Source organism: Sinorhizobium sp. B11 (assembly GCA_039725955.1).
Lineage (GTDB): Bacteria > Pseudomonadota > Alphaproteobacteria > Rhizobiales > Rhizobiaceae > Rhizobium.
This window is the reverse complement of the sequence record CP091034.1, coordinates 3,084,716-3,108,071: the sequence shown is the minus strand read 5'-3', so window position 1 is coordinate 3,108,071 and position 23,356 is coordinate 3,084,716. Positions and strand designations below refer to the sequence as shown.

The 23,356-nt window shown below is 59.9% G+C and carries 23 protein-coding genes; 15 read left to right on the top strand and 8 right to left on the bottom strand.

Annotated elements, in window-relative coordinates:
• Window positions 1-153: 153 nt before the first annotated feature.
• The 4 genes from LVY75_25480 to LVY75_25465 are packed head-to-tail and all read left to right on the top strand — an operon-like array spanning window position 154 to window position 4,033.
• Entirely contained in the window at window positions 154-1,101 is a 948-nt protein-coding gene (locus LVY75_25480) for a sugar ABC transporter permease (GenBank protein XAZ22147.1), read from the top strand.
• 13 nt (window positions 1,102-1,114) lie between these two features.
• The gene (locus LVY75_25475; GenBank protein XAZ22146.1) at window positions 1,115-1,957 is read left to right on the top strand and encodes a carbohydrate ABC transporter permease; all 843 of its coding nucleotides are present in this window, start codon (window positions 1,115-1,117) and stop codon (window positions 1,955-1,957) included.
• 47 nt (window positions 1,958-2,004) lie between these two features.
• Window positions 2,005-3,021, top strand: coding sequence for a Gfo/Idh/MocA family oxidoreductase (locus LVY75_25470; protein XAZ25826.1), 1,017 nt, complete (start codon window positions 2,005-2,007; stop codon window positions 3,019-3,021).
• A 10-nt stretch (window positions 3,022-3,031) separates the two neighbouring features.
• Window positions 3,032-4,033, top strand: coding sequence for an ABC transporter ATP-binding protein (locus LVY75_25465; GenBank protein ID XAZ22145.1), 1,002 nt, complete (start codon window positions 3,032-3,034; stop codon window positions 4,031-4,033).
• 69 nt (window positions 4,034-4,102) lie between these two features.
• On the opposite strand, the gene LVY75_25460 is transcribed toward LVY75_25465, so the two are convergent.
• From LVY75_25460 to LVY75_25430, 7 genes are all read right to left on the bottom strand, one after another.
• Window positions 4,103-4,981: a DMT family transporter gene (locus LVY75_25460; protein XAZ22144.1), complete on the bottom strand. Its 879-nt coding sequence runs from the start codon at window positions 4,979-4,981 to the stop codon at window positions 4,103-4,105.
• 183 nt (window positions 4,982-5,164) lie between these two features.
• The gene (locus tag LVY75_25455; protein ID XAZ22143.1) at window positions 5,165-5,470 is read right to left on the bottom strand and encodes an NIPSNAP family protein; all 306 of its coding nucleotides are present in this window, start codon (window positions 5,468-5,470) and stop codon (window positions 5,165-5,167) included.
• Between the two features lie 216 nt (window positions 5,471-5,686).
• Window positions 5,687-6,748, bottom strand: a complete 1,062-nt coding sequence (locus tag LVY75_25450; GenBank protein ID XAZ22142.1) for an ABC transporter ATP-binding protein — start codon at window positions 6,746-6,748, stop codon at window positions 5,687-5,689.
• 12 nt (window positions 6,749-6,760) lie between these two features.
• On the bottom strand, window positions 6,761-7,549 hold the full coding sequence (locus tag LVY75_25445; protein ID XAZ22141.1) for an ABC transporter permease: 789 nt from the start codon (window positions 7,547-7,549) through the stop codon (window positions 6,761-6,763).
• Complete coding sequence (locus LVY75_25440) at window positions 7,546-8,439, bottom strand: ABC transporter permease subunit (protein XAZ22140.1); 894 nt, start codon at window positions 8,437-8,439, stop codon at window positions 7,546-7,548. The genes LVY75_25445 and LVY75_25440 overlap by 4 nt, the downstream gene beginning before the upstream one ends.
• A gap of 70 nt (window positions 8,440-8,509) precedes the next feature.
• A complete protein-coding gene (locus LVY75_25435; GenBank protein XAZ22139.1) occupies window positions 8,510-9,613 on the bottom strand; it encodes an ABC transporter substrate-binding protein in 1,104 nt (367 codons plus the stop codon).
• Window positions 9,614-9,802: 189 nt separating this feature from the next.
• Window positions 9,803-10,675: a MurR/RpiR family transcriptional regulator gene (locus LVY75_25430; GenBank protein ID XAZ22138.1), complete on the bottom strand. Its 873-nt coding sequence runs from the start codon at window positions 10,673-10,675 to the stop codon at window positions 9,803-9,805.
• A gap of 177 nt (window positions 10,676-10,852) precedes the next feature.
• On the opposite strand from LVY75_25430, the gene LVY75_25425 reads away from it, so the two are divergent.
• The 7 genes from LVY75_25425 to LVY75_25395 all read left to right on the top strand — a co-directional run bounded on the left by LVY75_25425 (window position 10,853) and on the right by LVY75_25395 (window position 19,637).
• On the top strand, window positions 10,853-11,623 hold the full coding sequence (locus LVY75_25425) for an N-formylglutamate amidohydrolase (protein ID XAZ22137.1): 771 nt from the start codon (window positions 10,853-10,855) through the stop codon (window positions 11,621-11,623).
• 119 nt (window positions 11,624-11,742) lie between these two features.
• Window positions 11,743-13,290 (top strand): amino acid permease, encoded by a 1,548-nt coding sequence (locus LVY75_25420; protein ID XAZ22136.1) that lies wholly within the window; start codon window positions 11,743-11,745, stop codon window positions 13,288-13,290.
• Between the two features lie 146 nt (window positions 13,291-13,436).
• The gene (locus LVY75_25415) at window positions 13,437-14,801 is read left to right on the top strand and encodes a glutamine synthetase family protein (GenBank protein XAZ22135.1); all 1,365 of its coding nucleotides are present in this window, start codon (window positions 13,437-13,439) and stop codon (window positions 14,799-14,801) included.
• Between the two features lie 98 nt (window positions 14,802-14,899).
• On the top strand, window positions 14,900-16,285 hold the full coding sequence (locus tag LVY75_25410; protein XAZ22134.1) for an aldehyde dehydrogenase family protein: 1,386 nt from the start codon (window positions 14,900-14,902) through the stop codon (window positions 16,283-16,285).
• Window positions 16,282-17,436, top strand: a complete 1,155-nt coding sequence (locus LVY75_25405; GenBank protein XAZ22133.1) for an iron-containing alcohol dehydrogenase — start codon at window positions 16,282-16,284, stop codon at window positions 17,434-17,436. Before LVY75_25410 ends, LVY75_25405 begins: the two co-directional genes overlap by 4 nt.
• Before the next feature lie 245 nt (window positions 17,437-17,681).
• Window positions 17,682-18,392: a ParA family protein gene (locus tag LVY75_25400; GenBank protein XAZ22132.1), complete on the top strand. Its 711-nt coding sequence runs from the start codon at window positions 17,682-17,684 to the stop codon at window positions 18,390-18,392.
• A 129-nt stretch (window positions 18,393-18,521) separates the two neighbouring features.
• Window positions 18,522-19,637 (top strand): hypothetical protein, encoded by a 1,116-nt coding sequence (locus LVY75_25395; GenBank protein ID XAZ22131.1) that lies wholly within the window; start codon window positions 18,522-18,524, stop codon window positions 19,635-19,637.
• 6 nt (window positions 19,638-19,643) lie between these two features.
• Here LVY75_25395 and LVY75_25390 read toward each other — a convergent pair whose 3' ends face one another.
• Window positions 19,644-21,029 (bottom strand): L,D-transpeptidase, encoded by a 1,386-nt coding sequence (locus LVY75_25390; protein ID XAZ22130.1) that lies wholly within the window; start codon window positions 21,027-21,029, stop codon window positions 19,644-19,646.
• A gap of 255 nt (window positions 21,030-21,284) precedes the next feature.
• On the opposite strand from LVY75_25390, the gene LVY75_25385 reads away from it, so the two are divergent.
• From LVY75_25385 to LVY75_25370, 4 genes are all read left to right on the top strand, one after another.
• Window positions 21,285-22,121, top strand: a complete 837-nt coding sequence (locus LVY75_25385) for a DUF4432 family protein (GenBank protein ID XAZ22129.1) — start codon at window positions 21,285-21,287, stop codon at window positions 22,119-22,121.
• A 99-nt stretch (window positions 22,122-22,220) separates the two neighbouring features.
• Window positions 22,221-22,559, top strand: coding sequence for a TIGR01244 family sulfur transferase (locus LVY75_25380; protein ID XAZ22128.1), 339 nt, complete (start codon window positions 22,221-22,223; stop codon window positions 22,557-22,559).
• A gap of 70 nt (window positions 22,560-22,629) precedes the next feature.
• Window positions 22,630-22,971 (top strand): RidA family protein, encoded by a 342-nt coding sequence (locus LVY75_25375; GenBank protein ID XAZ22127.1) that lies wholly within the window; start codon window positions 22,630-22,632, stop codon window positions 22,969-22,971.
• Window positions 22,972-22,986: 15 nt separating this feature from the next.
• The gene (locus LVY75_25370; protein XAZ22126.1) at window positions 22,987-23,337 is read left to right on the top strand and encodes a hypothetical protein; all 351 of its coding nucleotides are present in this window, start codon (window positions 22,987-22,989) and stop codon (window positions 23,335-23,337) included.
• The last annotated feature ends 19 nt before the right edge of the window (window positions 23,338-23,356 follow it).

The following is a 23,356-nucleotide window of genomic DNA, read 5'->3' as shown; positions in this document are numbered from 1 at the left end:
CCGCGAGGGGCAAGAGACTCGCAGCCGCCTCCTGGCCCGTGGTTTTCAGGTATGGGCATGGTCCGACTCTCCGAATAAGGAGAGGGGAATGAGGGGCAAGATTTCCACCTGCGCTGCGCCTGATGGTCCAGCCAATAAAAACAGGCAAAAGCCATGAGCGAAGCCGACACCGCAGTCGACGTGATCCCGATCAAGCGTCCCATTCGCTGGCATATCGGAATCTTCCTTCTTCCGGCCTTCATCGTCTATACGGCGATAATGATCCTGCCGCTGATCGAAACGCTCCGGCTTTCCTTCTACAATACGGTCGATGGCGCACCGGCCTTCGTTGGCTTTGCCAATTACAAGGTTCTCTTCGGCGATGCCCGCTGGGTGCATGACTTCTGGAATGCGCTGCGCAACAACGTCATCTTCTTCATCATCCATATGTGCGTGCAGAACCCGATCGGGATTGCGCTTGCCGCACTTCTGTCGACGCCCCGGCTTCGCTTCGTCGCCTTCTATCGCACGGCTATCTTCCTGCCGACGCTGCTCTCCTTCGTCATCGTCGGCTTCATCTGGAAGCTGATCCTTTCGCCGATCTGGGGTGTCGCACCGTGGCTGATGAGCCTCGTCGGCCTCAAGTGGGCTTTTGCGCCCTGGCTCGGCCAGTCCGGCCCGGCGCTGATCGCGGTGTCGCTGATCTCGAACTGGCAATATATCGGTATCCCGATGATGCTGATCTATGCGGCACTTCTGAGCATTCCCGAGGAAGTGATCGAGGCTGCCGAATGCGACGGCATTACCGGCTGGGCGCAGTTCTGGAAGATCAAGCTGCCGCTGATCCTGCCGGCGATCGGCATCATCTCGATCCTGACTTTCGTCGGCAATTTCAACGCGTTCGACTTGATTTATACGGTGCAGGGTGCGCTTGCAGGCCCTGACATGTCGACCGATATTCTGGGTACGCTGCTCTATCGCACCTTCTTCGGTTTCCAGCTGCAGCTTGGCGACCGCTCCATGGGCGCGACGATTGCGACGGTCATGTTCCTGATCATCCTCGCCGGCGTCTCCTTCTATCTTTTCGCCATCCAGCGGCGCATGCGCCGCTATCAGTTCTGAGGAGTGTGAGCCCATGTCGAACAGAGCGCGCACATCCCCCATCCGTGCCGGCCTCGTGCATCTGGCGCTGATCGGCTACACGCTGATTGCGATCTTCCCGGTGTTCCTGACGATCGTGAATTCGTTCAAGGACCGCAACTCGATCTTCCGGTCGCCGCTGCAGGTGCCGACCCCCTCGACCTTCAGCCTCGTCGGTTACCAGACGGTGCTGGGGCAGGGGGACTTCGCCACCTATTTCCAGAACAGCTTCATCGTGACGATCGTTGCGATCTTCCTTGTGCTGCTGTTCGGAGCGATGGCCGCCTTTGCGCTGTCCGAATACCGTTTCAAGGGCAATACCCTTGTTGGCCTCTATATGGCGATCGGGATCATGATCCCGATCCGCCTTGGCACGGTCGCCATCCTGCAGGGCATGGTCGCGACCGGTCTCGTCAACACGCTGACGGCACTGATCCTCGTCTATACGGCGCAGGGCATTCCGCTCGCGATCTTCATTCTCTCGGAATTCATGCGCACCGTGTCCGACGACCTGAAGAATGCCGGGCGTATCGACGGGCTTTCGGAATATGCGATCTTCTTCCGCCTCGTGCTGCCGCTGGTGCGGCCGGCCATGGCGACGGTCGCCGTCTTCACGATGATCCCGATCTGGAACGACCTGTGGTTCCCGCTGATCCTGGCGCCATCCGAAGCCACAAAGACTGTGACGCTCGGCTCGCAGATCTTCATCGGCCAGTTCGTCACCAACTGGAACGCGGTTCTGGCGGCGCTTTCGCTCGCGATCCTGCCGATCCTCGTTCTCTATGTCATCTTCTCGCGGCAGCTGATCCGCGGCATTACTTCGGGAGCCGTCAAGTGAGCCAATCCGACAAGCCGATCCGCGTCCTCGTCGCCGGCCTCGGCAATATGGGCCGAAGCCATGCGCTCGCCTATCACAACAATCCGGGCTACGAGATCGTTGGCCTCGTCAACCGCTCCAAGCCGAGCCAGCTTGCGCCGGAGCTGGAGCAGTACACGATCCATCCCGACTTCATGACGGCGCTTGCCGAGCTGAAGCCGGATCTCTGCTCGATCAATACTTATTCCGACAGCCATGCCGATTATGCCGTCGCCGCCTTCGAGGCCGGCTGCGACGTCTTCGTCGAAAAGCCACTGGCAACGACCGTTGCCGATGCGGAGCGCGTCGTGGCCGCGGCAAAGAAGGCGGGCAAGAAGCTGGTCATCGGCTATATCCTGCGTCATCACCCGTCCTGGAAGAAGCTGATCGAGGAGGCGCGGAAGCTCGGTGGTCCCTATGTCTTCCGCATGAACCTCAATCAGCAGTCCAGCGGGCCGACCTGGGCGACGCACAAGTCGCTGATGCAGACGACCTCGCCGATCGTCGATTGCGGCGTCCACTATGTCGATGTCATGTGCCAGATCACCGATGCAAGGGCGGTCGAAGTGCGCGGCATGGGCCTGCGCCTGTCGAACGAGATCGCGCCGGACATGTATAATTACGGCCATCTGCAGGTGCTCTACGAGGACGGTTCCGTCGGCTGGTACGAGGCCGGCTGGGGGCCGATGATTTCCGAGACGGCCTTCTTCGTGAAGGATGTGATGTCGCCGAACGGCGCCGTCTCGATCGTCATGGATCCGAACGCGAAGTCCGACGATATCGACACGCATACAAAAACCTCCGTCATCCGCCTCCATACGGCAGAGACCGGGCCCGACGGCAAGTTCATTCGTCCCGATCAGGACATGACGATGGAAGGCGAGCCCGGCCATCAGGCGCTTTGCGACCTGGAGCAGGCCTTCGTGCTGCGCGCCATCAACGAGGATCTGGACCTCAACCGCCATATGGATGATGCGGTGGCCTCGCTGCGCATCTGCCTTGCCGCTGACGAAAGCGTGCGCACCGGCCGACCGGTTAGACTATAAGGAAAGACTAGTGGGATCGCTTCAACTCAAATCCATCCGCAAGGCCTATGGCAAGCACGAAGTGCTGAAGGGCATCGACCTTGAGGTCAAGGACGGCGAATTCGTCATCTTCGTCGGTCCGTCAGGCTGCGGGAAATCGACCCTGCTGCGCAGCATTGCCGGCCTGGAAGACGTCACTTCGGGCGCCGTCATCATCAATGGTCGCGACGAGACGCTGACGCCGCCGGCCAAGCGTGGCATCGCCATGGTGTTCCAGTCCTATGCGCTTTATCCGCACCTGACGGTCAAGGACAATATGGGCCTCGGTCTGAAACAGGCGGGGGCGGCGAAGGATGAAATCGAGACGCGCGTGACGAAAGCCTCGTCCATGCTGTCGCTCGAGCAATATCTGGCGCGCCGCCCGGCCGAGCTTTCGGGTGGCCAGCGCCAGCGTGTGGCGATCGGCCGGGCGATCGTGCGCGAGCCGGAACTCTTCCTCTTCGATGAGCCTCTTTCCAACCTCGATGCGGCTCTGCGCGTGCAGACGCGCCTCGAAATCGCACGCCTGCACCGCAGCCTGAAGGCGACGATGATCTATGTCACCCACGATCAAGTGGAAGCCATGACGCTTGCCGACAAGATCGTGGTGCTAAATGCCGGCGCGATCGAGCAGATCGGCTCGCCGATGGAATTGTATAATCGCCCGGCCAACACGTTCGTCGCGGGTTTCATCGGCTCGCCGCAAATGAACTTCATCCCCGCCGACAAGGTCGGCGATGCGCAGGCCAAGACGGTCGGCATTCGTCCGGAGCATCTGACGCTCTCGCGCGACAGCGGCAGCTGGAAGGCCAAGACCGTGCATGTCGAGCATCTCGGCGCCGATACGATCGTCTATCTGGAATCGGATCAGTGCGGTCTCTTGACTGCACGTCTCTTCGGCGAACACAAATACGAGCCGGATGAGATCGTCTATGCGACCCCGGATGGAAGCCATATCCACCGCTTCGATGGGAACGACAGGGCAATCCGCTGATTGCAACCGGAATGAAAAGGCCCCGCCATGGAGCGGGGCTTTTTTGTTTAAGGCGGTATTGAAGGCAAGTCAGCGCCGGAAAAGCCGTCCATCGATGATGATCAGGCTGGTCATGATCAGGCTCATCCCGCCAAGCTCGAACGCCTCCAGTCTTTCGCCGAGAAAGACCGTGCCGAGCAGGATCGCGCTGACGGGCACCAGCAGCGTCACCAGCGATGCATTGGTCGCCCCGGCCGAGGCGATGAGATTGAAATACAGAATGAAGGCGAAGGCGGTCGTCAGGATCGCGAGAAAAAGCACGGCCATCCATATCGCAGCAGACGATGTGACGATGTCGGCCGGGCTGTAGAAAATGAAGACGATCGGCAGCATGAGGATGGCAGCACCTGTCAGCTGGCCGGTGGCAACGACTGTCGGGCTTATGCCTTTGAAGCGTTTGGCGTAGACGACGGCGAAAGCGTAGGAGACGGCGGCTCCGATGACTGCGAGCTTTGCCCAGGTGGGGCCGCCGAGATTGGACAGAAGTCCCGGGCCGATCATGACGGCGGCGCCCGCGATGCCGATGACGACGCCTGCGATCTTCGCGGTTGAGATCTTTTCATCCGGCGTCAGCGCGTTTGCTACGAGGATCGTCCAAAGAGGTGTCGTTGCATAGAAGACCGAGGCGAGGCCGGCGCCGATCTCCGTTTGGCCGGTGAAGATCAGCGAGAACGGAATGACGTTGTTGAGAAGAGCGAGACACAGGAAAGAGCCGGGCCGGGCGAGAACGGGTGCGAAGGAAATGCCGCGCAGCCTTAACCAGAGATGCAGGACCAGCGCGGCGATCGCCACGCGATAAAGCACGAGGGCCAACGGCGGAATCTCAGACACCGCGACGCGGGCGAGGAAGAAGGACCCGCCCCAAAGTGCGCCCAGGAGCGTTAGTTGGCCCCAATCCTTCGCTGACATTGACTGTGTCATCGCTTCGGTGCGCAAAGCCTCATCCAATGAATGGAGACAGGCCCTGCAGTCTATCTCCCGTGCGGGCGGGCAACAGCGACGGAACGATCCCGATATCCGAATTCTATGGAATCTGGTGCTGTCCTAACCCGATCGGCGGGATTGATATGCCTGGACTAAATTCCGGGGCTCTCAGCCGAGAACCGGGCGCATGAAACTGCGCTCATAGCTGATGATGCTGCGGTTGCGCCTGTCGAGCTCGAAGGCGGCTTGACATTCCGGGTCGCTTGCCATTCGGGTGCGGTAGTCCTCGTAAGCGGCAAGGCTAGGGAAGGAAAACAGCGCAATAGCAATGTTGTTGGCGCCTTCCGATGGCAGGAAGTAGCCGTGATGGGCGCCTCCCATCCTGTTGACGATGGGGATCCAGAGCCGGGCGTATTGTTCGAATTCTGCAAGCTTGTAGGGGTCGATGACGTATCGCAGATGGCAGGTGATCATTGAAAGACCCCGTTGTGGAACGACCGAGCGGATGTCCGTCCGGTCTGTATTGCTTGCCCGGATTCGAGGCAAGCCGTTTGGTCTTTACGCTGCCTTCCGTTTCGATGCTATCTCCCCGATCTGGATATTCGGAGGGGCAGGGCTCATGAAAAATAGGTAGCAGGCATGCAAAAGGCGCCGCGTTGCGGCGCCTTCGTTTGTTTCAGTCCGTCTCGATCAGTCGCGGATGACGAGCAGGTCGGCGGCCATGAAGCGGAGCGTCACGGTCTCGCCAGCGGCCGGCGGCCTGACGCCGGGGCTGTTGAACATGTCGAAGGAGATCACGTTGCCGCCGACATTCATGCGGGTGCGGATGACCGAACCCAGGAAGTGGGCAGATACGACCTCGCCGGTCAGGGCGGTGTCGCTCTGGGCGCCTTCGGCGAGCGAACCGGCTTCCGGACGGAGCGCAAGCTGAACGGTGTCGCCAGCCTTGTAGGTCTGGACCGACTGTTTCAGCGTGATGCCCTGATCGCCGATCTGGATGCGGTTGCTGTCGGGATCGACGACCTTGGCTTCGATGAGGTTCAGCGTGCCGACGAAGGAGGCGACGAAGCGCGTTGCCGGCGTGTTGTAGATTTCGAAGGGCGTGCCGATCTGGTCGGCCTTGCCGCCGTTCATGACGACGATGCGGTCGGAGATCGAGAGCGCTTCTTCCTGGTCGTGCGTGACGAAAACCGTGGTGATGCCAAGCGACTGCTGGATCTGGCGGATTTCCTCGCGCAGCGACACGCGGATCTTGGCATCGAGCGCCGAGAGCGGTTCGTCGAGCAGCAGAACCTGCGGCTTGACCGCAAGGGCGCGGGCAAGTGCGACGCGCTGCTGCTGGCCGCCCGACATCTGGTAGGGGAAGCGGTCCGCCAGGTGATCGAGCTTGATCAGGCCGAGCATTTCCTTGACGCGCTTGTCAATCTCCGGCTTCGCAGCGCCCGCGACCTTCATGCCGAAAGCGACGTTGTCATGCACCGTCATGTTCGGAAAAAGGGCGTAGGCCTGGAAGACCATGCCGATGTTGCGCTGGTTCGGCTTCAGGGCGCGCTGGTCCTTGCCGTTGATCGTCAGCGTGCCGCCGGTCGGCGTCTCGAAACCGGCGATCATGCGCAGCACGGTCGTCTTGCCGCAGCCCGACGGGCCGAGGAAGGAAACGAATTCCCCTTTCTCGATGTTCATGTTGAAGTTCTTGACGACCTGGGTCTGGCCGAAGGATTTCTGAATGTTGGTCAGCGTAAGAAAGGACATGAGCCAAATACCTTATGCTTTAGCCGGGCGGGCTTTGCCAAAGCGCGAAACGAGATTGAGCAGGCCCATGCTGAGCCAGGTGATCGAAAATGCGATAACGGCGAGCGCAGAAGGCTCATAAGCCTTGTTGGCGCCGACGAGCTGCAGGTAGGGGCCAAAGGCCGGACGGTTGAGGAGCGCGGCGAAGGTGAATTCGCCCATGACGATCGCGAGCGTGATGAAAGCGCCCGAGAGCACGCCGCTCATGACATTCGGGAAAATGCACTTGAACATGATGGTGGTCCAGCGAGCGCCGAGGCTTTCAGCCGCCTCCGTCAGCGTGCGGACGTCGATGGCGCGCATGGCTGTATCGACCGCGCGGTACATGTAGGGCAGCGACAAGGTGATGTAAGAGAAAACCAGCAGGACGTTGGTGCCCATCGACGAATTCGTCAGCGGCAGATAGGACGACGAATTGTACATCCTGAGGTAGCCGAAAACGATGACAATCGCCGGAATGACGAGCGGTAGCAGCGTGATGAATTCGACGACCGGACGCATCTGCGGTAGGCGCAGTCGCACCCAGTAGGCTGTCGGCACGACGAGCAGCATGCCGAAGATGATGGTCAGAAACGCCATTCCCATGGAGTAGCCGAAGGTCTCGCGGAACTGAGCGTCCGAGAAGACTGACTGATAGGCATCGAAGCTATAGGTGCCGCGGCGCATGCGCAGCGAGAATTCGATCGTGCCGATCAGCGGGATGATGAAATAGGACGCGCCGAGAATGATGGCGATCCAGGCTCCGAGACGTTGAGCTTTCATTTCTGCCACCGTTCGGCGCGCATGCGCAGCATGAGATAAAGGACATTGGATACGCCAGTTATGACGATCATGCCGAGCGCGATCGCGTAACCGAGGTTGGCATTGTGCAGAACGTCGCCGCGGATCTGCGCATAGAGCAGGATCGGCACGATGTTCAGTGAACTGCCGGTCAGCGCGAAGGCGGTGGCGATGGCGCCGAAAGCGTTGGCAAAGAGCAGCAGCGTGGTACCGAGCAGGCTCGGCCAGAGGATCGGCAGGGCAACCATCGTCCAATATTGACGGTTGGTAGCGCCGAGAATTTCAGAGGCTTCGCGCCATTCCTTCTTCATACCGTCCAACGCCGGCGTCAGGATCAGCACCATCAGCGGGATCTGGAAATACATGTAGGTGATGGTGAGGCCGAAGAACGAGAGGAGGTTGAAGCCGGTGCCGTAAAGGTTGAAGCCAAACCAGTCGCGCAGGAAGAGGGTCACAAGGCCGGTGCGGCCGAGCGTTGCGAGAAAGGCGAAGGCGAGCGGTACCCCGGCGAAATTCGAGGCTACGCCGGAGAATGTCAGAAGCGTCGAGCGCACCGAGTTCGGCAGGCCGCCGAGCACGACGGCCCAGGCGAGGAAAAAACCGATCAGGGCGCCGCCAAGGGCGGACGCCACCGAGACGCGGATACTGATCCAGTAAGCGCTCAAAATGGATGGCGTAAAGAGATCGCCGATATTCTTCAGCGTGAGTTCGCCCTCGGGCGTCAAGAACGCGCCCGCCACGAGATAAAGCGTGGGGATAATCAGGAACAGTAGTGAAAAAATAATGAAGGGTGCAATGCCCAGCCAGTCGATCACGCGGTCTTTGTTGATCAAGGGGGCGCTGCTTACCATAGGTGTTGAAACGGTACTCATGGAAAGCTCATCCTGGGGCGTCGGAGTGAGAAAACCTCCCCGCCCTGAGGCGAGGAGGCAGGATCAGGTGTTACTTGACGATGGCGCCGACGACAGAATCCCAGTTCTTGCTGATGGCTTCCTTGCCGGCAGCCTGTTCCTCAAGAGTCGGGAAAACAGCCTTTTCATAGGCCGCTGCCGGCGGCAGCTTGTCGAGGAGTTCCTTCGGGATCTTGTTGTTCTTGGCAAGATCGTTGAAGCGGATCGGGTGGCAATAGCCCTTCAGCCAGCCGATCTGACCTTCGTCCGAGTAAAGATATTCCATCCAGAGCTTGGCAGCGTTCGGATGCGGTGCGAAGGCGGAGATCGCCTGAACGTACACGCCTGCGACAACGCCCGTCTTCGGAACGACGACTTCAAACGGAGGGTTGCCCTTCAGGCTCTCACCCCAGGACAGAGCATTGTAGTCCCAAGAGATGATGATCGGCGTCGAGCCCTGTGCAAACGGTGCGGCTTTACCCGTAACCGGTACGAAGTTGCCGGCCTTGTTCAGTTCGGCGAAGAACTTGAGACCTTCGTCGCCAGCCTTTGCCGCATCGCCATTGCTGCGCGACAGACCGGCCGCATAAACGCCCTGAACTGCCTGGTTGGCGGTGCGCGGGTCGCCGGCGAGGGCAACCGAGTTTGCGTAATCGCTCTTCAGAAGGTCAGCCCAATCAGCCGGGGATTCCTTGACGAGATCCTTGTTGATGAGGAAGGAGAGAACGCCGTAATAATCGCCATACCAGAAGCCGTCGGCGTCCTTGGCGGTGTCCGGGATAGAGTCCCAGGTGGAAACCTTGTAGGGCTGGATCAGGCCTTCAGCCTTTGCAGACGGGCCGAAGGAGAGGCCAACGTCGATCACGTCAGGAGCCTGCGGGCCGGTGTTGCCCTTGTTGGCCTTGATGGCTTCGATTTCGTCGCCCGAACCGGCGTCCGGGTTCAGTTCGTTGACTTCGATACCGTACTTCGCCTTGAAGCCTGCGATAACATCGCCGTAGCCGCACCAGTCATGCGGGAGAGCGATCGTCGTCAGCGTGCCTTCCTTCTTGGCGGCAGCGATAAGATCGGCGCTCGGTTCAGCGGCTGCGATCGCAGTCGAAGCTACGATCATCGCAGTAGAAAGCGAAAGCAGTCGAGAAATGTTAGAGATCACTGTTGTTCTCCTTCAGGTTTTCAGTGTCCGATGTGCTGTTACTGTCGTTAGATGAAGCTTGTGTGACAGTTGCATGACGTTAATTTTTCTATGAATAGCAGTCGCTTGCGGCAAATGTTTCATTTGCGACAGGCTGTCCTGTTTCCGCGAAAGCCGCCATTGTTTTTGCCCTTTTTTTAGCTGTCCCTCCTAACCGGGTTTGCGGAAAAGCCGGGTTTGTTCGAACAGGCCTTCCAGCGTTTTCATGCGTTCCTTCGTTTCGTCCCAGGTCGAGTTCTGCACCGCTTCGATGAGCGCCTCGACAATGAAGAGTGTCACGACGGAGGAATCCCAGGCCGACGGCGCCTCGATCTGCACGCGGAAGACGTGCCGTGCGAGCTTGGCGGCGGGTGAGGCCCATTGGTCGGTGAAAACTATGATTTCGGCGCCGCGCTTGCGGGCGGCGGTGGCCAGGCTCACCATCTCCTGCTCGTAGCGGCGGATATCGAAGATGATGAGCAGATCGCCGGGGTTCATGTTGAGGACGTATTGGGGCCAGCTCGACGAATTGGACGACAGCAGCGCCGTGTTCGGGCGAATGACCTGCATATGGGTAAAGAAGTATTCGGCCAGCGCGCCGGTGATGCGTCCGCCGACGAAATAGAGCGTGCGCTTGCGATCCGAGAGCAGGGTGGCGACATTGTCGAAGGTCGCTGTATCGAGATCGGAGAGCGTCTGCCGCAGATTGCCCATGATGGCATCGGCGAAGCGGTTCAATATATGGGTGCCCGGCGCGTTCTGGGCCCAGCGGTCGTGCTTGGCGATGGGGTTGGAGATCGTCGCCTCGACTTCCTGATGCAGATGCTGCTGGAAATCCGGATAGCCCTTGTAGCCGAGCTTCTGGACCATGCGCACGACTGTCGGCGTGGAAACGCCGGCATTTTCAGCGATGGTGGTGATGCTGCCGAGACCTGAGACGGGATAGTTGTCGAGAAGGCTTTCAGCCAATTGCTTCTCGGCGCGCGTGAGCACGCCGAAATGCGAATGAATGACGTCCGAAACGGTCTTTGCCGCGACACTCACGTGATTTTGCTCCCCGGGATGGTCTAGTGCCACTTTCCCACTGAAAGTTAACAACGCTGTCACAATCCATGTCAATAACTGTCATGAAAAGAAATTTTCAGAGTGCGCTTGACACTGCGGTGAAGCTGAAGAATTCTTTTCTTGTAAAGAGTTTATTAAGCGATGGGGGAAGCGCCGTTGGTGCTGGCTCAGGCCAAAATTCTCAGCGAGGCGGACGGCGATTGCGTTGCAATCGAGCGTGTCCACGGCAAGAGCCCCGTGCTGCTTATCTGCGAGCATGCATCGCGCACGCTTCCTGAACATTTCGGCGATCTGGGCCTCTCCGAGGAAGCGCTTTCCAGCCATATCGCCTGGGATCCAGGCGCCCTTGCCGTTGCGCGCGCCATTTCCGCAGCGCTCGATGCAACGCTCATCTACCAGCGCTTCTCGCGCCTGATCTATGACTGCAACCGGCCGCCGAGCTCGCCGGGCGCCATGCCCGAGGTCAGCGAGATCTATGCGATTCCGGGCAACAAGGATTTGAGTGAGGGCGAGCGCCTGGCCCGCACGGAGGCTCTTTACCTGCCGTTCCATGATGGCGTGCGCGCCTTGATCCGGGATCGGCAGGTGAGGGGGCAGGATAGCGTCATCGTGACGATCCACAGCTTCACTCCGGTCTACAATGGAAAGCAGCGCGCCGTCGAACTCGGCATCCTCCATGACGAGGACAGCCGTCTCGCCGACCGCATGCTGGATTTTGCGGCCGAGGCGCCGCTTTATCGTACAGAACGCAACGAACCCTACGGGCCTGCTGACGGCGTGACCCACACGCTGATCCTGCACGGCATTTCCAACGGGCTTCGCAATGTCATGATCGAGGTCCGCAACGACCTTATCAGTGAAGATACCGGCCAAGGGGTCGTGGCCGACTATCTCACAAGGCTTCTCCAGCAAAGCCTGGATGCCTGAATAAAAGAAGACCCCGGGGAGCAGTTTAACTGCGAACAGCCCGCAAGGCGAAAAGCCACGGGCACTTTTGGCACAGGATCGGCCGCAATTCCGCGGGCGATTGTCAACAGGGGGAAGTCATGTCGGACTATTCCGAAAATGATAAGAAGCAGGATATGAGCATCCTGCATTCCATGGGCTATGCCCAGGAACTTGAACGACGCATGAGCTCGTTTTCGAACTTTGCCGTATCCTTCTCGATTATCTGCATCCTGTCGGGCGGCATCAACTCGCTGGCGCAGGCAACCGCGGGTGCAGGCGGTGCCGCGATCGGTATCGGCTGGCCGCTGGGCTGCTTCGTCTCGCTGGTGTTCGCCGTTGCGATGGCGCAGATCAGCTCCGCCTATCCGACGGCAGGCGGGCTCTATCACTGGGGTTCGATCCTCGGCAACCGCTTCACCGGCTGGCTGACCGCCTGGTTCAACCTGCTCGGCCTCGTCACCGTTCTCGGCGCCATCAATGTCGGTACCTATTATTTCTTCATGGGCACGTTCGGCACGAGCTATCTCGGCCTGACGGACACGACGACGGTGCGCATCGTCTTCCTGGTGATCATCACCGGCGCGCAGGCCCTCGTGAACCATATGGGTATCGGCCTCACGGCCAAGCTCACCGATTTCTCGGGCTATCTCATCTTCGCGACCTCTATCGCGCTTGCCGCGGTGTGCCTGATTTCGGCGCCGTCTTACGAGTTCGGCCGGCTCTTCACCTTCGCCAACTATTCGGGCGAAGCGGGCGGCAATGTCTGGCCCTCGACCTCGGGCCTCTGGGTCTTCCTGCTCGGCCTGCTGCTGCCGATCTATACGATCACCGGCTATGACGCCTCGGCCCATACGTCCGAAGAAACGGTCAAGGCGGCGCATTCCGTTCCGCGCGGTATGGTCTCTTCCGTCCTCTGGTCAGCGCTCTTCGGCTACATCATGCTGTGCTCCTTCGTGCTCATGCTGCCAAACATGGACGATGCTGCAAAGCAGGGCTGGAACGTGTTCTTCTGGGCGATGGACACGCAGGTCAATTCGACCGTGAAGGACATTCTCTACTTCGCGATCCTCATCAGCCAGTGGCTGTGCGGTCTTGCGACCGTCACTTCGGTCTCGCGCATGATCTTCGCCTTCTCGCGTGACGGCGGCCTGCCGGCATCGAAGGGACTGTCGAAGGTCAGCCCGAACTACCGCACGCCGGTTGCCGCCATCTGGACGGGCTCGATCCTCTCGGTGCTCTTCGTCTGGGGCTCGTCGCTCGTTTCGATCGGCGAGACGCCGGTTTACACGATCGTCGTATCCTGCACGGTCATCTTCCTGTTCTTCTCCTTCGCGATCCCGATCGCGCTCGGCCTCTTTGCCTGGGGCACGTCGAAGTGGGACAAGATGGGTCCGTGGAACCTCGGCGAAGGCATGTTCAAGCTCTTCGCGGTTCTCTCGATCCTCGCGATGATCCTGATCTTCGTGCTCGGCATTCAACCGCCGAACGGACCGGCACTCTATGTGACGGTCGGCTTCCTGGTTCTGACCGGCATTGTCTGGTTCGGCTTCGAAAGCCGCCGCTTCAAGGGGCCGCCGATCGGCGAGGAAGTGGCGCGACGCCAGGCCGAAATCGCAGCGGCCGAAAAGGCTGTCGGCGAACACTGATAGTTCAAGGCTTCCCTCTCACATGGCGGGGCCGCGTCACGCGGCCCCCTCACGGTTCAACGAAAAGGCATCGGGTGGGTTGATCCCGGCGGTCGCATGCCGTTTCGTTGTCCCGATTTCCAAGTTCAATTTCAGGCGGATACATCATGAGCAACTATACTCTCGACGATCTCAGACAGGACGTTGCCGACGGGCGCATCGATACGGTGCTGGCCTGCCAGGTGGACATGCAGGGGCGCCTGATGGGCAAGCGTTTCCAGGCCGAATTCTTCCTCGAAAGCGCCTGGAAGGAAACGCACAGCTGCAACTACCTCCAGGCGACGGATATGGAGATGGAAACCGTTTCCGGCTACAAGGCGACCAGCTGGGAAAAGGGCTATGGCGACTACACGATGAAGCCCGATCTTTCGACGCTGCGGGTCATTCCCTGGCTCGAAGGCACGGCCCTCGTTCTCTGCGACGTGCTGGATCATCATACGCATGAGGAAGTGGCCCACTCACCGCGCGCGATCCTGAAGAAGCAGGTCAAGCGGCTCGAAGACATGGGGATGAAGGCCTACATGGCCTCCGAACTCGAATTCTTCCTCTTCGACCAGACCTATGAGGCGGCGCAGGCGTCGGGTTACCGCGACCTGAAACTCGCCAGCGCCTATAATGAGGATTACCACATCTTCCAGACGACCAAGGAAGAAGAGGTCATGCGGGCGATCCGCAAGGGCCTGCAGGGCGCCGGCATTCCGGTCGAAAATTCCAAGGGCGAGGCGTCCGCCGGCCAGGAAGAAATCAACGTGCGTTATGCCGATGCACTCGCCATGGCCGATCGCCATGCGATCATCAAGAACGGCTGCAAGGAAATCGCCTGGTCGAAGGGCAAGGCGATCACCTTCCTCGCCAAGTGGCACTACAATGCCGCCGGCAGCTCATCGCATATCCATCAGTCACTCTGGAGTCTCGAAGAAAAGCCGCTCTTCTTCGATCATACCGGCCATCACGGCATGTCGCCGCTGATGCAGAACTATATTGCCGGGCTCTTGAGCCACGCGAGCGAGATCACCTATTTCCTGGCGCCCTATATCAATTCCTACAAGCGCTTCATGGCCGGCACGTTCGCGCCCACCAAGGCCGTCTGGAGCAAGGACAATCGTACGGCCGGCTACCGCCTCTGCGGCGAGGAGACCAAGGGGATCCGTATCGAATGCCGTGTCGGCGGCTCCGACCTCAATCCTTACCTTGCCTTCGCGGCCCTGCTTGCCGCCGGCATCGACGGCATCGAGAAGAAGCTGGAACTGGAGGCGCCCTATGTGGGTGACGCCTATTTCGGCAAGGATATCCGCGAAATCCCGCGTACGCTGCGGGCTGCGACCAAGGCGATGACGGAATCGGAAATGCTGCGCACAGCCTTCGGCGATGATGTCATCGATCACTATACCCGCGCTGCCGAATGGGAGCAGGAAGAATACGACCGACGCATCACGGATTGGGAAGTGGCGCGCGGCTTCGAGAGAGCTTAAGAACATATCCGAAGCGGAAAACCGCGTGACCGGATTCCTTGTGGGGGATCGGTCATGGCGTCTTTCCCTGCGGCTCAGAAGAAAACAGGAAACAGATCATGACAATGGTCCAATGCATTTCGCCGATCGACGGCTCTGTTTATGCGGAGCGTCCGGCGCTTTCGCTTGAAGCGGCGAAGGAAGCCGTTGCGCGTGCGCGCAAGGCGCAGAAGGCCTGGGCCAGGCGCCCGCTAGAAGATCGTGTCCAGTTGGTGCTGAAAGGTGTCGCCCGTCTCAACGAGATGTCGGATGTCGTCGTGCCCGAGCTTGCCTGGCAGATGGGCCGGCCGATCAAGTATGGCGGCGAATATCGCGGCTTCAACGAGCGTTCCAACTATGTCGCCTCGATCGCAGCGGATGCCTTGGCGCCGCTCGTCGTCGAAGAGAGCGACAAGTTCGAGCGCCGCATCGAGCGCGAAGCGCATGGCGTCGTCTTCGTTGTCGCTCCCTGGAACTATCCTTACATGACGGCGATCAACACGATCGCGCCGGCGCTGATGGCCGGCAATACCGTCGTGCTCAAGCATGCTTCGCAGACTCTGTTGGTCGGCGAACGTCTGGTGCAGGCCTTCATTGAGGCCGGTGTTCCCGAGGATGTGTTTCAGAATGTCTTCCTCGGCCATGAGACGACCTCGGCGCTGATCGCCGCCGGCAGCTTCAACTTCGTCAATTTCACCGGTTCGGTCGAAGGCGGCCGTTCGATGGAGCGCGCTGCGGCCGGCACCTTTACCGGTCTCGGCCTCGAACTCGGCGGCAAGGATCCGGGTTATGTGATGGAAGATGCGGATCTCGACGCTGCCGTCGATACGCTGATGGATGGCGCGACCTATAATTCCGGCCAGTGCTGCTGCGGCATCGAGCGCATCTATGTGCATGAATCGCTCTACGACGCCTTCGTCGAGAAGTCGGTCGCCTGGGTTTCGAACTACAAGCTCGGCAATCCGCTCGACCCGGAGACATCGCTCGGCCCGATGGCGCACAAGCGCTTCGCCAAGGTAGTGCGCGAGCAGATCGCCGATGCCGTCGGCAAGGGCGCCAAGGCGCTCGTCGATCCCAAGCTCTTCCCGGCCGATGACGGCGGTGCCTATCTCGCACCGCAGATCCTCGTCAATGTCGATCATTCCATGGCCTTCATGCGCGAAGAAACCTTCGGCCCGGCCGTCGGCATCATGAAGGTCAAGAACGACGATGAGGCGCTGGCGCTGATGAATGACAGCCAGTACGGGCTGACGGCCTCGCTCTGGACCAAGGACGCGGAGCGTGCAGGGCGGCTCGGCCGCGACATCGAAACCGGCACTGTCTTCATGAACCGCGCCGATTATCTCGATCCGGCTCTGTGCTGGACCGGCGTCAAGGAAACCGGCCGCGGCGGCTCGTTGTCGATCATCGGCTTCCACAATCTGACGCGCCCGAAATCCTACCACCTGAAGAAAGTCACAGCATGAGCAGCGCCAACATCACCGCCAACTGGAGCTACCCGACATCCGTCAAGCTCGGCCGCGGACGCATCAAGGAACTCGCAGACGCCTGCAAGAGCCTCGGCATGAAGAAGCCGCTGCTCGTCACCGACCGCGGCCTCGCCGCGATGGCGATCACCAAGAACGCGCTCGACATTCTCGAAGATGCCGGCCTCGGCCGGGCGATCTTTGCCGATGTCGATCCGAATCCGAACGAGAAGAACCTCGAAGCCGGTATCAAGGCCTGCCGTGACGGTGGCCATGACGGCGTCGTCGCCTTCGGCGGCGGTTCGGGCCTCGATCTCGGCAAGTGCGTGGCCTTCATGGTCGGCCAGACGCGTCCCGTCTGGGATTTCGAGGATATCGGTGACTGGTGGACGCGGGCTGATGTTGCAGGCATCGCGCCGATCGTTGCCGTGCCGACGACGGCCGGCACAGGTTCGGAAGTCGGCCGTGCCAGCGTCATCACCAATTCCGCAACGCATGTGAAGAAGATCATCTTCCATCCGAAGTTCCTGCCGGGCGTCGTCATCGCCGATCCGGAACTGACGGTTGGCATGCCGAAGATCATCACCGCCGGCACCGGCATGGACGCCTTCGCCCACTGCCTGGAAGCCTATTCTTCGCCTTTCTATCACCCGATGTCAGCCGGCATCGCGCTGGAAGGCATGCGCCTCGTCAAGGAATTCCTGCCGCGCGCCTACAAGGAAGGTACGGATCTGGAAGCCCGCGCCAACATGATGTCGGCAGCTGCCATGGGCGCTGTTGCGTTCCAGAAGGGGCTTGGCGCCATTCACGCGCTCTCGCATCCGATCGGCGCGGTTTACAACACCCATCACGGCATGACCAATGCCGTCGTCATGCCCGCGGTGCTGCGCTTCAACCGCTCGGCCATTGAAGAGAAGATTGCGCGTGCGGCTGCCTATCTCGGCATATCCGGCGGTTTCGACGGCTTCTACGACTACGTGCTGAAGCTGCGCTCCGAACTCGGCGTGCCCGAAAATCTCACTGCGATGGGAATCACCCCCGACCGGATCGACGAACTGGCCGCAATGGCGATCGAAGATCCGAGTGCTGGTGGCAATCCGGTTGCATTGACGCTCGAAAATACGAAGACCCTGTTTAAGGATTGCTTCTGAACAGATAAAGGCGGACCTCTAAACTGGCCCGGAAAACCTCGGTTTTCCGGGCTTTTTTGTTGTTTTTCGCGCTTCGGGCCATCCCAATTTTTGATGATGTGAAAAATGCGGACCGCAATTTCGGCGGGCGCGTTTAGAATTTGTTAACCACGATTGGAAAGGATGGGTTAACCGCACGATGCTCCGACTGTGCGATCAACAAGAGCGATGCCGGCTCACGCCCATTCCGTTCGAGGACTAAGAATATGCCAGTCATCACATTCGCAAATACCAAGGGCGGCGCCGGCAAGACCACAGCCGTGTTGCTGCTTGCAACCGAATTGGCCCGTCAGGGCTACCGTGTCACCATCCTCGATGCCGACCCGCAGCACTGGATTTCGCGCTGGCACGAAATCTCCGGTCATGTGCCCAACATCAGCGTCATCGACTTCGTAACAACCGCCTCGCTGCCGCAGCACATCAGCGAAAACAAACATAATACCGATTATTTCATCATCGACCTGCCCGGCGCGCGCAACCCGCTGCTGGCAACGGCAGTCGGCCTTTCCGATCATGTGCTGATCCCGATCCAGGGCTGCGCCATGGATGCTCGTGGCGGCGCCCAGGTTCTCGAACTGCTGCAGTATCTGGAGGAGAAGGCCGGCATCAAGATCGGGCATTCGGTCGTGCTGACCCGCGTTAACTCCATGGTCACGACCCGCGCACTGCAGCTGGTCAAGGCCCTGTTGAACGAACGCCACGTGTCGGTTCTGGATACGGCGATCATCGAACGCTCCGCCTTCCGTGACATCTTCGATTGTGGCGGCACGCTGCATACGATGGATCCAACGCGTGTCAGCAATCTCGACAAGGCCCGTGAAAACGCTCTCTGTTTCGCAGAGGAAATCATTCGCAAGGTGCCCGGCCGGCTGCCGGTTGCGATTCGCTTGGCGAATGCCATGGGCCGGGCTGCCTGATCAGAATAGACAGGGGTAGGGAAATTGATGCCTCGGCTTCGGCCGGGGCATTTTCTATTTGAAATTACATTTGCTCACTGCTGTAATGATGATCAGGTTGTAAAAATCTCTTCACGCGCGAAGCAACGCATGAGCATAAGCCAGCAAGTCGACGACAAACTTATCGATTCTATTTACGGGATCGTTTTTGGTGAAGCGCGATGGGATACGTTTCTGACGGAGTTGAACGGGCTGCTGCCAGGGGCGGGAACCAGCCTTTTCTATCATGATGCGGCGCGGGCGGAAGGTTCGTCGCAATTCCACATCAATATGGATCAGGCGTGGATCGACACCTACACACGCTATTACTGCCGGCTGAACCCCTGGATATCGGGCCTGAACAGAACGCCCCCTGGGCAGGGGGCAATCGGTGAGGATTTCATATCCTATGCAGAGCTTTCCAGGACCGAGTTCTTCAACGACTTCTGGCATCGGCATGAAGGTCACGGCGCCGTCGGCATGGCGATCCTGCGGGAGGGCAGCCGGTCGTTCAATCTTTCGATCACCACGACCCGCTGGACCGACCCGGATGATAGCCGGGCCTGCGCTGCGCTTCTGACACGGATCGGTCCTCATCTGAGGCGCGCCTTCATCGCGGTCGAATCCGGCGGCCGACAGAAGAATGTTTCGGAGATCAACGGGAGGCTGTTCGATGCTATTGGCGTCGGTGTGCTGCTGCTGAATTCGGAGCGGCGACTGGTCTCCACTTCTGTCTTCGGAGAGGCGGTGCTCGAACAGGGGGCGGGTGTCTGGCTTTCACCGCTCGGAATGCTGCATCTTGCCGACCAGGATGCCGACGACCGTCTCACTCTGATGCTGCGGCATGAGGAGGAGGCAGAGCGTCAGCAGACGGTTCTGGACGATGGCCGGAAGATCACCTTGCTCAAGCTTGAGAAGAGCCACCAGCCACGCTTCTTCGAGCGACCTGTCGTCGCCATCCTGATCGAGCCGAAACAAAGCTCCGCAGGGCTGAGCGATGAGAAACTGCGCAGAGATTTCGGTCTCACGCAGGCTGAAATCAGGGTCGTGAGGGCGCTGGTTTCGGGAGGCTCGGTTTCGGGCCTGGCTGCCGAAACCAGCCGCTCGCGCGAGACGATCCGCTCGCAGGTGCGGTCCGTCTATCTGAAGACCGGTGCCAGGAAGCAGGTGGAGCTCCTGCGTCTGATCCAGTTCGGCGAGCGCCCGCCAGAAACACCGGGCGAATAGATTTCCTCAGTCGACGAATTCGACCGTCACGCCGGGCTTGACCATCTTGGCAAGCTCCGTCGCATCCCAGTTCGTCAGGCGGATGCAGCCGTGGCTCTGGGTGCGGCCGATCCTGGAAGGGTCCGGCGTGCCGTGAATGCCATAGGTGGGCTTGGAAAGCGCCATCCAGACCGTACCAACCGGGCCATTCGGGCCTGGCGGAATATCGAGGATCTTGTCGTTGGCGCCCTGCTGGAAATTGATCTTCGGATTGTAAGTGTAGCCCGGATTGAAGGCGACACGCTCGACGGTCACGGTGCCTGACGGAGAAGGCGTGTCGGTGGAGCCGATCGAGGCCGGGTAGGCGGCAACAAGATTGCCGGCGTCGTCATAGGCAAAGACCTGCTTGCGGCCCTTATCGGCGAGGATCTTTGAAACAGCGCCGGTCTTGTTCGCGCCGGGATTGACGACCTTGATGACTGTGCCCGGGATCGTGAAATCCGCGCCGGGGTTCATTTCCTTCAGGAAGTTCTCGTCCATGTGGAAGCGCTCGGCGAGCGCTTCCGTGACCGTGGTATAGGCAAGCGACGGCAGGAGTGCCTTCTGTGAATAATCTTCCGGTATCTGCGCCACATAGGGACCGGCCGCATCCGCGTCCGTGATCGTATAGTTGACGACCGGCAGGCCGCCATTCATGCGCAATTCTTCGAGGATCGCATCCGTATTGTTCGGATCAAGCTTCGTGCCGGTCATCTGTTCATAGGCGTAGATCGCCTTGGTGACGTTGGAGCCCATGTGGCCGTCGATGACACCAGGAGAAACGCCGGCGCGATCCAGAAACACCTGAAGGGCGACGATCTCAGGCTTGGACTTGTCCTTGAGCGTGATCACAGGATCCTGTGGCGCCGCGCGCGGCTCGTCGGCGGGTGGAATCTGCTGGTCGGGCTCGACCGCTGCATAGTCATCCTGGCCCTGCGGATCGCCGGGATAGGCCTGATCGAGTGGCCGGCGCTCTATGGAGGCGTCCTGCGGGATGGACCCCGTTACCGGGCCGCGCTCGGAATAGCGCGTATCGCCATAGCGGTTGTCGTCGGAATAATAGGGATCGTTATTGTAGGCGTCGTTATAGACTTCCCGATTGGTGCGCGGCGAATAGTAGCCGCGAGCACGCATCTCGGTCGCGACGATGTTGCCGTAGCGGTCGATCAGCACACGATTGCCGCGATAGTCGTGGGCATAAACGAAGCCGCGGCCGGGCGGGACGTATTCGAGGATTTCGCCGGTCGGCGTCACCAGTACGATATCGCTTCTGTTGCGACCGTATTGCTGCGCGTCGGCCTGCTGCGGCGTGAAGGCGGCAAGCGCCAAAAGTAGGGCCGAAAGGGAAAGGGCCGATTTCATAAAGCGATTCACGTCTCACACCTCGATCAGTGGCTCGGCAGACACACACCTGCGAATTTTGACGCTAGTGTGGAATTTCTTAAGCCGTGCTGAACAAAAGATAAAAACAACGGTGTTTTGCGTTTACTCATAAACGCTTGCGCGAAGATGGCGTTCCCGTGAAGGCGATGGTTGCGGTGCTGCCGATCGCCGTTCCTGTCCTTGATTGACTAGGGTGACGGCACCCCCTAACCCTACCGCAGCCAAGATTCCCGGGAGGATAAGCCGATGATCGAATTTGCCGCCGCACGCGGACCGCGCCTGATGCTGGACGAAAGATCGGTGCTGGATATCGGCGGCTGCATCGTCGAGGGCATCGATATCGCGCCTAAGCGCGCCATCCCCGACGATGGCGATCCGCGAATCGATCATTCCTTGGAAGGCTTTCTCTTCACCTGCGGCCCCGATCACATTCGTCATCGCCAGCCTGTTCCCGGGACGGACGGCAAGATCTATCCCCTGCACGGGTCTGCCTCCGGCCATGCCGCCAAAGTGCTGTGGACGAGATTCGAAGATGGCAATGCCGAATGCCGCGCCGATATCGACATCATCACCGTCGAAGGCCTGCCCCAGCGCATCGAGCGCCTGTGGCGGATCGACGGGGAAACGGGCGAGGTCTCGCTTGAGGATCGCGTCGTCAATACGAGCGACCAAACGGTGCCGACCTTTCTGATGTACCATATGAATATCGGCGGCAAATGGCTGGACGCGGGCACGCGGCTCGAGGGGAGGATGCTCGAAGGGGGCGGTTTTCCCTGGACCTTCGGCGAGGAGCCGGGCGGCATCTTCTGCGTCGAGGCTCCGGCAACGGAGGATGGTCTTGCCGAAGTCCGGCTCGGGCCGGTTGCGGTGATCGGCGGCAAGACGCTCAGGGTGCGCGTGCGTGCCGACACGCTGCCGCATCTGCAGATCTGGCGGAACCAGAAGGCGCCGGCTGATATTATCGGTATCGAGCCGGTGTCGCACCGCTGGGTGCTGCGCCATGAGCTGGAGGCGGCCGGTGAGTTCAACTGGCTGAAGCCGGGCGAAAGCCGCAGCTACGGCCTTCGTTTCGGCTTCGTCTAAGCTTACTAGCCTAATCCGGGGCGTTCGGCGAAGACGTGTTGACGCCCAAGGGGACGCGTCGTAGACCTTCAGCCCACCATTTTAGAGGAGATTGAGACGATGGATATCCGCCAGATCGACGATGAATACTCCGTTTCCGGCCAGATCACGGTTGACGAACTCGACCAGATCAAGGCACTCGGCTTCAAGTCCATCGTCTGCCATCGTCCGGATGGCGAAAGCCCTGACCAGACGCCCTTTGCCGTCATCGAAGCCCGCGCCAAGGAAATCGGCCTGCAGATCACCCATGTGCCGGTCGGGCCGATGGGCGTGACCGAGGAGGCCGTGCAGGGCATGGTCGACGCGCTCGACGAATTCGAGCGCCCGATGCTCGGCTATTGCCGCTCCGGCGCACGCTCGACGGCGATCTATCAGAAGACGCACCACATCCGCGCCTGAGCCGGTTTTACCCGAACCAGTCCTGCGCCGCGCTAACGCGGCGCTTTTATTTGATGAACAGGAGAACACGATGAGCATCAAGCGTATCGACATCGGTGCCCGCATGAGCGGCGCCGTCATCCACGGCAACACCGTATACCTCGCAGGCCAGGTCGGCGAAGGCGAAAGCGTTGCCGATCAGTGCAAGTCTGCACTCGGCGAAGTCGACCGTCTGCTCGCCGCTTCCGGCAGCAACAAGTCGAAGATCCTGCAGACGATCATCTATCTCTCCGATATCGCCTATTTCGCAGAGATGAACGCCGTCTGGGAAGGCTGGATCGACCCGGCAAACCCGCCGGCCCGTGCCACCAGCGAAGCCAAGCTGGCTGCGCCGAAGTACAAGGTGGAATTCATCGTCACCGCGGCGATCTGATCTTAAGGACACGGAATGTCAACGAGGCGCCTGCTGACGGTGTGTTTTGCCGGTTGCCTCGTTGCTTCCGTGGCTTTTACGGAAGAGCTTCCGCCCATTCCCAAGGGCGATGGGCTTGGCGTCGCCTCCATGAGCATGACCATCGCATTGATCTGCGACATGAATTACAAGCGCCCGCAGCTCGTTCGGAATGCAAAAGCGCTGTTTCTGAAGTTTGCTCGAAAGGAACTGCAAGATCCGCAAGCTGCAACGGAACGGGCCTTCAGCACGGCTCGCCGCGGCGTTACGCAGCAATCGACCCGGCAATATTCCAAAGAGAGCTGCGATCAGCTGGATAGAATGCTGAAACGCGAGCTTGCGCGCTGAGTTCTCGTTCTCTCATGCA